The 12,812-nt window shown below is 66.0% G+C and carries 12 protein-coding genes; 4 read left to right on the plus strand and 8 right to left on the minus strand.

Going from position 1 to position 12,812, the window contains the following annotated elements; translation table 11 throughout:
* The first annotated feature begins 198 nt into the window (after positions 1–198).
* Genes leuA through BAY61_RS29585 form a run of 3 tightly spaced genes read left to right on the plus strand, consistent with a single transcriptional unit; the run spans position 199 to position 3,541 of the window.
* Positions 199–1,989 (plus strand): 2-isopropylmalate synthase, encoded by a 1,791-nt coding sequence (gene leuA / locus BAY61_RS29575; RefSeq protein ID WP_091802746.1) that lies wholly within the window; start codon positions 199–201, stop codon positions 1,987–1,989.
* Positions 1,990–2,022: 33 nt separating this feature from the next.
* Complete coding sequence (locus BAY61_RS29580; protein ID WP_091802743.1) at positions 2,023–2,631, plus strand: DedA family protein; 609 nt, start codon at positions 2,023–2,025, stop codon at positions 2,629–2,631.
* Entirely contained in the window at positions 2,579–3,541 is a 963-nt protein-coding gene (locus BAY61_RS29585; protein WP_091802740.1) for a helix-turn-helix transcriptional regulator, read from the plus strand. The genes BAY61_RS29580 and BAY61_RS29585 overlap by 53 nt, the downstream gene beginning before the upstream one ends.
* Here BAY61_RS29585 and BAY61_RS29590 read toward each other — a convergent pair.
* The 3 genes from BAY61_RS29590 to BAY61_RS29595 form a co-directional block, all read right to left on the minus strand.
* Positions 3,532–4,485, minus strand: a complete 954-nt coding sequence (locus tag BAY61_RS29590) for an SDR family oxidoreductase (protein ID WP_091803792.1) — start codon at positions 4,483–4,485, stop codon at positions 3,532–3,534. The genes BAY61_RS29585 and BAY61_RS29590 overlap by 10 nt on opposite strands.
* A 214-nt stretch (positions 4,486–4,699) precedes the next feature.
* Complete coding sequence (locus BAY61_RS33185; protein WP_170140166.1) at positions 4,700–4,864, minus strand: hypothetical protein; 165 nt, start codon at positions 4,862–4,864, stop codon at positions 4,700–4,702.
* A 189-nt stretch (positions 4,865–5,053) separates the two neighbouring features.
* On the minus strand, positions 5,054–5,950 hold the full coding sequence (locus tag BAY61_RS29595; protein ID WP_091802736.1) for a LysR family transcriptional regulator: 897 nt from the start codon (positions 5,948–5,950) through the stop codon (positions 5,054–5,056).
* Positions 5,951–6,031: 81 nt separating this feature from the next.
* Between BAY61_RS29595 and BAY61_RS29600 the strand changes: the two genes are divergently transcribed.
* On the plus strand, positions 6,032–6,949 hold the full coding sequence (locus tag BAY61_RS29600; RefSeq protein WP_091802733.1) for an EamA family transporter: 918 nt from the start codon (positions 6,032–6,034) through the stop codon (positions 6,947–6,949).
* Here the strand turns inward: BAY61_RS29600 and BAY61_RS29605 are convergent.
* From BAY61_RS29605 to BAY61_RS29625, 5 genes are all read right to left on the minus strand, one after another.
* On the minus strand, positions 6,946–8,046 hold the full coding sequence (locus BAY61_RS29605) for an ABC transporter ATP-binding protein (protein ID WP_091802730.1): 1,101 nt from the start codon (positions 8,044–8,046) through the stop codon (positions 6,946–6,948). The genes BAY61_RS29600 and BAY61_RS29605 overlap by 4 nt on opposite strands.
* A complete protein-coding gene (locus tag BAY61_RS29610) occupies positions 8,043–9,032 on the minus strand; it encodes an ABC transporter ATP-binding protein (protein ID WP_091802727.1) in 990 nt (329 codons plus the stop codon). The genes BAY61_RS29605 and BAY61_RS29610 overlap by 4 nt, the downstream gene beginning before the upstream one ends.
* A gap of 5 nt (positions 9,033–9,037) precedes the next feature.
* Positions 9,038–9,967 carry an ABC transporter permease gene (locus BAY61_RS29615; protein ID WP_091802723.1) on the minus strand — a complete coding sequence of 310 codons (930 nt, stop codon included), beginning with the start codon at positions 9,965–9,967 and terminating at the stop codon, positions 9,038–9,040.
* Complete coding sequence (locus BAY61_RS29620) at positions 9,964–10,968, minus strand: ABC transporter permease (RefSeq protein WP_091802720.1); 1,005 nt, start codon at positions 10,966–10,968, stop codon at positions 9,964–9,966. Before BAY61_RS29620 ends, BAY61_RS29615 begins: the two co-directional genes overlap by 4 nt.
* 67 nt (positions 10,969–11,035) lie before the next feature.
* Entirely contained in the window at positions 11,036–12,718 is a 1,683-nt protein-coding gene (locus BAY61_RS29625; protein WP_091802719.1) for an ABC transporter substrate-binding protein, read from the minus strand.
* Positions 12,719–12,812: the final 94 nt, after the last annotated feature.

The raw sequence follows: 12,812 nt of genomic DNA on the forward strand, positions 1-12,812 counted from the left end.
TGGCGCACCGGTAACGGTTTGGATTCAAGCCCACCTTTCGTCGAGAGCGCGATCGTGGTTAAGCTGGCCGACGTGGCACGTGGTCTTCTGCTTCGCTGCCGCGACGGGGTCTGATCAGACCGGCTCCTCGTCGCGGGGCTTCGTGGTGCCGCCGGTCTTTGCCGAGCCTCCCACGAGAAGCAGGAGCATTTCCTCATCATGAGCACGCACGAGCCCCCCGTAGTTCCCCAGTCAGCGAGCCGGATTCGCAAGCCGTCGCGGCCATCGCCGGAAGGCCAGCCCTCCTGGAACACCCAGCGCGGGACTTCGATGCCCTTCCACCGTTATCAGCCGTGGTTTCGCCTCGTCGAGGACATCCGGCTGCCCGACCGCACCTGGCCGGACAACCGCATCGAGCGGGCCCCGCTGTGGTGCGCCGTCGACCTCCGCGACGGCAACCAGGCCCTGATCGACCCGATGTCGCCCGCGCGCAAGCGCAAGTTCTTCGACCTGCTCGTGCGCATGGGCTACAAGGAGATCGAGGTCGGCTTCCCGGCTGCGAGCCAGACGGACTTCGACTTCGTGCGCGAGATCATCGAAGAGGACGCCATCCCCGACGACGTGCGCATCCAGGTGCTGACCCAATGCCGTCCCGAGCTGATCGAGCGGACCTTCGCCTCGCTCGAAGGCGCGCCCCGCGCCATCGTGCACATCTACAACTCGACGTCGATCCTGCAACGCCGAGTCGTGTTCCGCGAGGAGCGCGAAGGGATAAAGAAGATCGCGCTGCAAGCGGCCGACCTCGTCGTCGAGTACGCGGGCAAGTACTCCGACACCGACTTCCGCTTCCAGTACTCGCCGGAGTCCTACACGGGGACCGAGCTGTCGTACGCGGCCGAGGTGTGCAACGCGGTCTCCGACATCTGGCAGCCGACCGCCGAGCGCCCCGTGATCATGAACCTGCCGGCGACCGTCGAGATGGCGACGCCCAACGTCTACGCCGACTCCATCGAGTGGATGAACCGCAACCTCGACCGCAGGGACGGCGTCATCCTGTCGCTGCACCCGCACAACGACCGAGGCACCGGCATCGCGGCCGCCGAACTCGGCTACCAGGCAGGCGCCGACCGCATCGAGGGCTGCCTGTTCGGCAACGGCGAGCGGACCGGCAACGTCGACCTCGTCGCGCTGGGCATGAACCTGTTCAGCCAGGGCATCGACCCGCAGATCGACTTCTCCGACATGGACGAGATCAAGCGGACCGTCGAGTACTGCAACCAGCTCCGGGTCGCCGAACGCAGCCCATGGGGAGGCGACCTGGTGTTTACCGCCTTCTCCGGCAGCCACCAGGACGCCATCAACAAGGGCTTCGATGCGCTGCACGCCGCGGCCGACAAGGAAGGCGTCCCCTTCGAGGACTACCCGTGGGAGGTGCCCTACCTGCCCATCGACCCCAAGGACGTCGGCCGCACCTACGAGGCCGTCATCAGGGTCAACTCCCAGTCGGGCAAGGGCGGCATCGCCTACATCATGAAGACCGAACACCAGCTCGACCTGCCGCGCAGGCTCCAGATCGAGTTCTCCCAGACGATCCAGCGGCACACCGACTCGGAAGGCGGCGAGGTCGCCCCCGAGACCATGTGGACCGCGTTCGCCGCCGAGTACCTCGAACCGCGCACCCCGCTTGAGCTGGTGAGGCAGCACGTCGTCGCGAACGGCGACTACCAGCTCACGGCGACCGTCATCGTCGACGGCGAGGAGCAGGAGATCAGCGGAACCGGCAACGGGCCGATCGCCGCCTTCTTCGACGCGCTCAGCACCGTCGGCTACGACCTGCGGCTCATGGACTACAGCGAGCACACCCTCACCCCCGGCGACGACGCTCGTGCCGCGTCCTACATCGAGTGCGCGATCGACGACAAGATCTACTGGGGTGTCGGCATCGACCCCTCGATCGTCACCGCCTCGCTACGCGCCGTCGTCTCGGCTGTCAACCGCGCCCACCGCTGAGGAGTTCTCAGCCACGCCCGCGTTGGCAAGGGTGTGGATGCATCGACGGTCTCGCTCGTTGTCCTGTTCGTCATCTCGGTGGTGCCCTTCGTGCCCACCGAGGTGACGCTGGTCGGCATGGGCGTACTCGCCGCTGACCAGGACACGTCGATCGCGCCGATCATCCTCGTCGCCGCCTCGGGCTGTCTACTCGGGGACTATCTGCTCTACGCGACCGGCCGGAAGACGGGCGGGGCAGCGCTCACAAGGCTGCGCAGGCGGCCGAGTGTCGAGGCGGGGTTGCTCTGGCTCAGCGCGCACATCGAACGCAGGCCGCTTCCCGTGCTCGTCGCGGCCCGCTGGCTGCCAGCTGGAGGAACGGTCGGTTCGCTGCTGGCAGGCACATTGCGGTGGCCTCGGGTGTTGTTTCTCGTCGCGTCGACCATCGGCGTGACATTGTGGTCGACCTACGCGGTGCTGCTCGGCTACCTCGGTGGCGCGATCATGCGGGAGCCGGTGGTGAGCTTCGCGTTGTCGGCGGGCCTCGCGCTCGTGCTCGGCTCGGTGGCCGCGGCTGTGCTGCGCAGGCGGGCAGGGCATGATCTCGGCTATGCGCGCCGAACGACTGGTCGCCCTGCTGTTCACACTCCAGAGCAGGCGTAACGCGACCGTTCCCGAACTGGCGACCGCGCTAGGGGTCTCCGAGCGGACGATGCACCGCGACATCGCCGCGTTGCAGGCATCGGGTGTTCCCTTGTGGACGGAGCAGGGACGGCACGGGGGTGTCCGGCTCGTCGAGGGCTGGCGATCCAGGCTCGACGGCCTCACCTCGCGCGAGGCCGTGGCGATCTTCGCGATGGGCGTGCCGAGGGCACTCGCCGAACTCGGCCTCGGCACCGCCGTTTCGGCCGCACACGCCAAACTCGCCGCGACGTTGCCCGCCCCGCTGCGGGAACAGGCCCAGCACCTCGCACAGCGATTCCATCTCGACGCGCCTGGCTGGTTCCGAGGCGAGGACGACACGGAACACCTCGCGGCCGTTGCCACCGCGGTGTGGGAACAGCGGCGAACCCGGATCGGCTACCGGCGTGGCGGCGATGTCGTCGAGCGGGACGCCGACCCGCTCGGCCTGGTCCTGAAGGCGGGGGTCTGGTATCTCGTGGCGAAGGTCGGCGCCGACATTCGCACGTACCGGGCAAGCCGGATCGTCGGCACGACCGACCTCGGCGAGCGATTCGAGCGGCCTGCCGACTTCGACCTGGCCAGCTGGTGGCAGACCTCGTCCGTCCAATTCGAACGGTCACTGCGAACACAGCGCGTGCGGTTGCGGTTGAGTGCGGCAGGCGTGCGTGCGCTTCCCGCCATCCTCGACACCGACCAGGCTCGCGAAGCCCTTGAGCAAGCCGGAAAACCCGGCGACGAGTGGACCGAGATCGAACTGGAGATGGAGGACATTCCCATCGCCGTCTCCCAGTTACTCGGCCTCGGCGCCGAAGTGGAGGTCCTCGCCCCACCCGCCGCGCGCTCCGCCTTCGCCGAGGCCGCGCGGCGGATGGCGGAACTTCACCGGTAACCGGTGGTGTCGGCCGGTTTGCCGACGTCGACGACCTCGTCGAGGTAGCGCCAGGAATCCGGCCTGCTGCCGTCGACGTCGTCGATGCCGTACCGCTTCGCGAGGTCACCACTGTTCAGGGTGCTTCCGGAGAACTCGTCGCGGTCAGGGTCAGCCGCGAACGCCGCGACGGCCCTTCCGGTGAACGTCGGCGTCTCCGAGATCGCAAAATGCGGGACCTGGCTCAACGCGTCCCTCCAGTTCTCCTCCGTCACGTCGTAGTGCTCCAGCATGGCTTCCGAACGCAGCCAGCGCGGGGTCACCGCCACCGCCGTGCAGCCGTACCCGGAGAGCTCGTGTGCCTGCCCCATCGCGAGGTGGTGTGCCGCGGCCTTGGCGACGTAGAAGGCGAGCGACGTCCCGACCCTGAACCGTGAGTTGTACTCGGCCGTGCCGTCGGTCATCTCGACCAGCAGTCCGCCGGGGTTGCGGATCAGCAGCGGCAACAGATGATGACTGGTGATGATGTGCGCGTCGATGCCGAGGCGGATCATCCGCAGGGAATCGGCAAGCGAGTGCTCCCACACCGGTTGTTCCCAGCCGAGGTAGTTGTCGCCGCCCCACAGGCCGTCGACCAGGATGTCCAACCTGCCTTGTTCGGTGTCGACGCGTTCGGCGAGCGCCCGTACCTGGCCGGGATCGAGGTGGTCGGTGCGAACGGCGATGCCACGCCCGCCTGCCTCGGTGATCAGCTCGACGGTTCCCTCGATCGTTTCCGCGCGCCCTACCTCGGAGCGGACGATCCCGTCGGAGGTGCGCGCCCCATCACCGGCGGGCGGTGGAGCTGCCGATGTCCGCCCGGTGACGTAGACCGTGGCGCCGTTGCGGCCGAGTTCGGTGGCGATCGCCCTGCTTGCTCCCCTCGTGCCACCCGCGACCAGCGCGACCTTGCCTTCGAGTCTCATGTTCGAGCGCGCGTGGGTGGCCGGGCGCCTGTGCGCGTGGGCGGCAGAGTCCGCGTGGGCGGCCGGGCGCCTGTGCGCGTGAGTGTCCGTGTGCGCGTGAGTGTCCGTGTGCGGGTGAGTGTCCGTGTGCGGGTGAGTGTTCGGGTGCCTGTCCATGTGGCCACGGTGTCCCCGAACCCTGACACCTGCCGACAACGTTTCGTCCGCGAGTCCCTCACCCACGCGCGAGTCCCGCACTCAGGTCGTCGAGATCCGCGTTCGCGACGGCGAGATCCGCACTCAGGACGTCGACATCCGCGTTCGCGACGTCGACATCCGCACTCAGGTCAGCGAGATCTGCCGCCAGATCCAACCACCGGCCCACCTCCCGAATGCGCATCTCGCCATCCCCGACGCAGAACTCACCATCCCGAACGCAGACGTCGGCCGCACCAACGCAGATCTCGACGGCCTGGACGCAGATCTCGACGGCACGGACCGGGGGCTCGCGAGGCTCCCCGGCGGCCCAGCCCTGCGAGGCTCCCCGGCGGCTGGCGGCCTGCGAGACCCGCCGGCCCCGGCCTGCGGCCTACTCGGAGCCCATCTCGGCGGCTTCGGTCCGCAAGGCATCCAGCACGGCGGACACGGCGGGACGCGGGGCTCCCAACCGCAACACCGCCTCGACATGGCGCGCGGCACGGATCCCGGCCAGCGGCCTCCGCAGCACCCTTCCGGTGTCCATTGTGTACCTCGGCAGCAGCGCGATGCCGTGCCCGGACGCGACAAGCGTCTCCGTGATCCGGAAGTCGTTGAACCGGTACACGACCTTCGGCCGGACCCCGGTACGGATGGCCACCGACCGCAGTACGTCGTCGACGGGAAAGCCGACATCTACGCTGATCCAGGTCTCGGCCGCAAGGTCACCCAGTTCGACCCTTTCCCGCCCGCCAAGCGGATGACCGATAGGCAGCGCGACGTCGAGTGGTTCCCGCAGCAGATGAACGACCTGTAGCCGTTCGGCCCCGAACGGTGTCGCGTACTCGTCCCGGTGAGTCACCACGACATCGAAGTCGGCGAGCAGGCGCGGCACCTCCGGCGGCGTCATGTCGACATCGGCGACGTCGACATCCAGTCCTTCGAAGGTCGCGAACCGATCGAGCAGTCCCGGCAGCAGCATCAACGCCGCCGAGGGGAACATCGCCAACCGCACTCTGCCTCGCGGCGCGCTGCGGTAGACGTCCAGCTCGGCCTCTGCCCTTTCGAGCGCGGCGAGCACGTCGTCGGCCCTCGCCACGAGTGCCCGGCCCACATCGGTGAGCCGCAGTCCTCGGCCCGCCTGCTCGGTGAGCGGCAGTCCGACCTCGGCCTGCAACGCGCGCAATTGCTGGGACACGGCCGACGGCGTGCAGTGCAGCGCTTCGGCCGCCGCGGTCACGCTGCCGCGGTCGGCGAACTCCCGCAGCGTCCTGAGCCTGCCGATATCCATCACGACAGTGAAGCACGACTACAAGGTCCTTGAAAACATTCTCGCTGGTACTTCAAGGTTAGCTGGCACAAGCTATAAGGTGTGCCCACCCGAGACAGATTGCTGGCCGCATTCGTCGCACTACTCTGGGGCTGCAATTTCCTGGCCATGCACGCGATGCTGGAGCATTTCCCTCCGCTGCTGGCCGGGGCTCTGCGGTTCCTCGTCATCGCGATCCCGACCGTCATCCTCATTCCCCGCCCCAAGGTCAAGCTGCTGCTGCTGCTCGGTTTCGGCCTGGGGTTCGGGACCTTCCAGTTCGCCTTCCTCTTCGTCGCGCTCGACATCGGCATGCCGACCGGGCTGGCATCCCTGGTACTCCAGGCACAGGCTCCGTTCACGGTCTTGCTTGGCGCCTTGTTCCTGAAGGAGAAACTGACCGCGTGGCAGGTCGGCGGCATCCTCCTGGCAGTAGCCGGCATGATCGTCATCGCCTGGCAGCGCGCGGAAAATGCCGCGTTGATACCGGTCCTCCTCACCCTCGGCGGCGCGTTGAGCTGGGCGACGGGCAACCTGTGCGCACGCAAGGCGAAACCGGACAATCCACTTCACCTGACGCTGTGGATATCGATCGTCCCTCCGATTCCCATGTTCGTGCTCTCGACGATCGTCGAAGGGCCCGCCGAGCAGTGGCAGGCGCTTTCCACACTCGGCAGCCCCGGAACCTGGCTTCCCATCGCCGCGTTCTTCTACGTCGTGTTGCTGGGAACGGTCGTCGGCTCCGGCATCTGGACCGGCTTGATGCGGCGCAACCCCGCGAGCACGGTCGCACCGTTCTCGCTGCTGGTTCCCGTTGTCGGCATGACGTTGTCGTTCCTCGTGCTGGGCGAACGGCCGAGCGGGCTGGAGATCGCGGCGAGCGTGGTGGTGGTCAGCGGCGTCCTGCTGGGTTCACTGCGCCGACGCGGCAGATCGAAGGATGCCGATCCCGTTCTCGCCGCCGATCCGGTGCGTTCCTAGATCACCTCGGTGACCGAAGCCGCGGCCGAAGGCACGTCCCGATCGAACGTGGTGTCCGCTTCGACGAGGACCGCCTCGACGCTGTGCGGGGTGATCAACCCCGCCTCGATGTCCTCCGCGAAGTGGCAAGCGACCCGGTGCCCGTCGCCGAGTCTGCGCAGTTCGGGACGTTCGGTGTCGCAACGGGTCGGCTGCCGCCACGGGCAGCGCGTGTGGAACCGGCAGCCGGAAGGCGGAGCGGCAGGCGAGGGCAGGTCGCCTGCCAGCAGGATCTGCTCTCTGTTGTCCTCCACGACGGGGTCGGGGACCGGAATCGCCGAAAGCAACGCCCTCGTGTAGGGGTGCATGGGTTGCGCGTAGAGGGTGTCGGCGTCAGCCTCCTCGACGAGCGAGCCGAGATACATCACGCCGATCCGGTCGGAGATGTGCCTGACGACCGCGAGATCGTGCGCGATGACGAGATAGGTGAGCCCGAATTCCTGCTGTAGTTGTTCGAGCAGGTTCAACACTTGCGCCTGCACCGACACGTCCAAAGCGGACACCGGTTCGTCGGCGACGATGAGGTCGGGACGTAGTGCCAGCGCTCTCGCGATACCGATGCGCTGGCGCTGACCTCCCGAGAACTCGTGTGGATACTTGCGCAGCGCGCTCTCCGGAAGCCCCACGGCGGAAAGCAGTTCCTTGACCTTGTCCCTGCTTTCCTTCTTGCCCTTGTCGAGCCCGTGTGCCCGCATTCCCTCCACGATGATCGATTCGACCGACTGCCGAGGATCCAAACTGGACAGTGGATCTTGGAAGATCATCTGCATCCTGCTGCGGAGTTTGCGCAGTTCCTCGCCCTTGAGCTTGCCGACGTCGATGCCGTCGAACCGCACCTCGCCACCGGTCGGTTCCACCAGCCTCAGCAAACCCCTGCCGAGCGTTGTCTTTCCACACCCAGACTCGCCGACGAGACCGTAGGTCTCGCCACGCTCGATGGTCAGATCGACCCCGTCGACCGCATAGACGTGACCGATGGTGCGGTCGAGGACGATCCCGCGCTTGATGGGAAAGTGAACCTTGAAGTCCTTCAAGGTCACCAGCGGTTCTTCGGTCATCGGGCTCCCTCCGGCACGGCGACGTCGACCGGGTTGTGGCAACGCAGCATTCCGGCTCCGTCCGGAACGAGTTCCGGCGGTTCGTTCCGACACTGTTCCGTCGCGTTCGGACAGCGCGGCGCGAAGGCGCACCCCTCTTCCCACGCGAGGTTGTCGGCGACCGATCCCCTGATCGGAATCAGCTTGTCACCCCTCGCGGCATCGAGCCGGGGGATGGAGGCCAGCAGGCCGTGCGTATAGGGGTGTCGCGCGGTCGCGAACAGCGCGTGCCGTTCGGCTCGCTCGACGATCCTCCCGCCGTACATGACGTTGACCTCATCGCACAAACCGGCGACGACACCGAGATCATGCGTGATCATGATGAGCGCGGTTCCCGTCTCCGAGACCAATTCGGACAGCAACGCGAGGATCTGAGCCTGAATCGTCACGTCGAGCGCGGTGGTCGGCTCGTCGGCGATGAGCAGTTTCGGCCTGCACGCCAACGCGATCGCGATCAGCGCGCGTTGCCGCATCCCACCGGAAAGCTGGTGTGGATACTCCGAGACCCTTCGCCCCGGATCGGGAAGCCCGACCCTGTTCAGCAACTCGACAGCCTCGACGCGCGCCTGCTTGCGGGACATCCCGCGATGCCGTTCGAGTACCTCGGTGATCTGTAGTCCGATCGAGATCACCGGATTCAACGAGGAGAGCGGATCCTGGAAGACCATACCCAGGTCCTTACCCCTGCGATCCCTGAGCTGCCGCTCCGTCAGGGTCAGCAAATCGGTATCCGAAAAGGACACTGAGCCACTGACCTGCGCTCCCCGCTTCGGCAACAACCCCATGATCGCCAGCGAGGTCACGGATTTCCCGCTGCCGGATTCCCCGACGAGACCGACCGTTTGCCCTGGCTCGACCGAAAAGCTCACCTTGTCGACCGCGGTGAACGGGCGGGCACGCTTGCGGGTGAAGACGACGCTGAGGTCGCGGACGTCCAGTAGTGCCATGGCCGCTACCGCCTGTTCTTGGGGTCGAGCGCTTCCCGCATGGACTCACCGAGCAGCGTGAAGCCGAGCGCCACGATGATGATCGCGATGGCGGGATAGAACGCGAGTTCCGGCTTCACACTCAGCAAATCCTGCGAGTTACCGAGCATGAGTCCCCATTCGGCACGACGCCAGTCGGTGTCTCCCAGTCCGAGGAACGACAGCGCCGCCGCGTCGATGATCGCGGTCGCGAGTGTCAATGTCGCCTGGACGATCACCGGTCCAACCGAATTGGGCAGCATGTGCCTGAGCACGATCGTCCTGCGTCGCACGCCGAGCGCCGTCGCGGCAAGTACGTGGTCACTCGATCTTTGCGCGATCATCGACCCTCTGAGCAACCTGGCGAAGACAGGGACACCGACCATCGCCACGGCGATGATCACCGTCCACTGGTTGCCGCTCGCGAAGAGCGCCGCGATGGAGATGGCGAGCAGCAGCGACGGGATCGAGAGCAGGATGTCGGTGAACCGCATCAGTACCGTGTCGATCCAGCCGCCGAAGGCGCCCGCGATCCCGCCGATGATCATGCCGATGGTGACGCCGATGATGGTCGCACCGACGCCGACGATCAGCGTCTGCCGCGCTCCCGCGAGCAGCCGCGAGAAGAAGTCGTAACCGTTCTGGTCGCTGCCGAGGAGGAACCCTGGCATCGGACCGGGAATGTTGGTCGGGGTGAGCTGCGCCTGCAGTTCGGGATAGGGAATGAAGGGATCTTTCGGCGCGAGCAACGGCGCGAAGATCGCGAGCAATACGAAGGCCGCGATGATGCACGCACCGAGGATGGCCACCGGGTTGCTCGCCATGCGCCTCAGCGCGTCCTTGGCGAGACTCGTTCCGCCCTCTGCCAGTTCGTCGATCCGGTCAGCCTTGCGGCTGAACAGTTTTGGTCCAGTCATCGCACCCGCACCCTCGGATCGATGATCGCGTACGAGATGTCGACGAGAAGGTTCACCAGCACGTACACCAGCGCCGCGAGCAGGATCAAGGCTTGTAGTCGTGGATAGTCTCTTCGTTCGATGCCCTGTTCGAGCAACGAACCAACCCCGCCCCACACGAACACTTTCTCGGTGAGAACGGCACCTGCCAGCAACAATCCCGTTTGCAGGCCGATGGTCGTCGACACCGGAAGCAAGGCGTTGCGCAGCACGTGCCTTCGCCGGATGACCGGCGCGGTGAGTCCCTTCGATTCGGCGGTGCGCACGAAGTCCTCGCCGCTCACGTCGAGCACCGAGGCTCGCGTGATCCGCACGATGACCGCGAACGGGATACTCGCCAGCGCGATCGCGGGAAGCAGCAGATGCAGCATCGCGTCCCACGTCGCGTCGAGTTCGCCCGTGAGCAGCCCGTCGAGCGTCGCGAACCCGGTGACTCTCGTCGCCTCGATCAGCACGTCCTGTCTGCCTGACGGCGGCAGGATCGCCAACTGCTGCGCGAAGACGTACTTCAGCAGGAAGCCGAGGAAGAACACCGGAACGGCGACGCCGACGAGGGTCGTGACCACGGTGGCGTTGTCGAGGAAGCGACCGTGGAACCGGGCCGCGAGGTAGCCGAGCGGGATCCCGAACAGGATCGCGAGGAACAACGCGGCGAGCGAGAGTTCGATGGTGGCGGGAAACGCTCTTCCGATCTCGGCCAGCACCGAGTCACCGCTGATCAGCGAGCTGCCGAAATCGCCGGTGAGAATACGGCCGAGGAACTTGAAGTACTGGACGAAGATCGGCTGATCGAGACCGAGTACCGCGTTGAGTTCCGCGACTTTCTCCGGAGTGGCCTTGTCGCCGAGTAGTGCCGTCGCCGGACCTCCCGGCAACGAACGCAACCACGCGAACACCAATATGGACAGTACGAGGAGCGTCGGAATTGCTTGCAGCAGCCGACGAACGATGAACCTGAGCATGAATTCGTGCCTTTAGCCCATGAGGCTGGGGAGGCGGCGCGGACGCACCGCCTCCCCAGTCTGCCGGTCAGCCCTGCTGCGACTTCGTCACGCCTGCGAACCGCTCGTCGGTGAGCGGACTCGGCACGACTCCTTGGATATTGCCACCGACGACGATCGCGGGCGGCGAGGAGGTCAGCGGAACAGCGGGAACGTACTTGGAAATCTCGACGGCCGCCTTCTCGTACTCCGTCGCCTTCGCGGCCTTGTCGACCTGTGAATCCGCAGTGGACAGTGCGGTGAAGATGGCCGGGTTGTCGAATCCGAACTCCGGCTTCTCCCTGCCGAAGAAGGTACCGATGAAGTTGCCGGGATCGCCGTAGTCACCGGTCCAGCCGAGCAGGTGGAGGTCCTGCTTGCCCGCCTTCTGGACGTCGTCCTTGAAGCCACCGTTCCACGGCCGCTGCACGATCTCGACGTTGATCCCGACCGCCTTCAGGTTGTCGGCGATGGCGCCACCGAGTTCGACGGGGTCCGGCATGTACGGCCTGCTGACCTCGGTCGGCACGTAGAACTTGAGGTTCAGGTTCTTCACACCGGCTTCGGCGAGCAGATCCTTGGCCCGTTGCGGGTTGTACTGGTGCTTCTCGACCTTGTCCGTGTACCCGATGGTTTCCTTGGGAACGAACTGGTCCCGCGGCGTCGCACCTTCCGGCAGCTTGTTCTTGGCGAGCTGCTCCTTGTTGATGGCGTACTCGATCGCCTTGCGCACGCGCGCGTCCTTGAGCTCCGGCGTGTTCTTCTGGTTGATCCCCAGGTAGAGAATGTTGAAGACGGGCCGCACCAGAACCTGGTTACCCGCCTCGCGCAATGCCTGGTAGTCGGCGGGACTCGGCAGGTCGTAGGCATCGATCTTGCCCGAGATCAGCTCCTGCTTGCGGGAGGTCTCGTCGGGGATGATCCGGAAGATGATCCGCGAGAGCTTGGCGGCCTCGCCCCAGTACTCGTCGTTGCGGACCAGAGTGATGGTGCCCGCCGCCTTGTCGTACTTCTCGAACTTGTAGGGGCCGGTGCCGGTCGGATGCTCGTTGGCGTAGGCGGGGTAGCTGAACGAGTCGCCGCTCTGCGTGACCTCGTCGGCGTTGTAGTCCTGCAACGCCTTGGGGCTGGACATGGAAAGGGAGGTCAACCCGAACGCGTCGGGGAAGGCGCCCTTTGCCCTGTTCAGATGCAGCACGGCCGTGTTCGGGTCTGGCGCCTCGCACGACTTGTAGACCGGTTCGCCTCCGGCATCGCCCTCGTTCTTCGCGAAACCCTCGAAGACGTCGCCGTAGTAGATCATCTGGCTTTGCGCTGCCGCGCCCTCGATGTTGTACCAACGGTCGAAGTTGAAGCAGACGGCCTCGGCGTTGAAATCAGTGCCGTCGTGGAATTTGACGCCCTCGCGGAGTTCGAAGGTCCACGTCTTTCCGTCATCGCTCGGGGTCCACTTGGTGGCAAGCCCCTCTTCGAGCTCGGCGCTGCCCGGTTTGTACGTAATCAACGTTTCGTACATCTGCCGGATGGGCCGGAACGTCTCCCCGTCGTCATTGAAAATGGGGTCGAAATTCTTCGGCGCGCCGGCGGCGCCGAAGACGAGCGTGTCCTCGTTTCCGCCGCCACCCCCTTGGTCGTCGCGTTCGGAAGCACAGGCAGATACCGATACCGCGAGCGCTCCCGCAAGCCCGATCAGGGCTACTCGGCGCGTTCGGGCCATCCGCAGTTGGAGCATCTTGGCACCCCTTGCAAGGAAGCATCAGTTCGGCCACGCCCACGGTCGCGTGTGCGCGGATGGTCGCTGACCTTAGCGGCTACCGCGCGTTCAC

The organism is Prauserella marina (genome assembly GCF_002240355.1).
Lineage (GTDB): Bacteria > Actinomycetota > Actinomycetes > Mycobacteriales > Pseudonocardiaceae > Prauserella_A > Prauserella_A marina.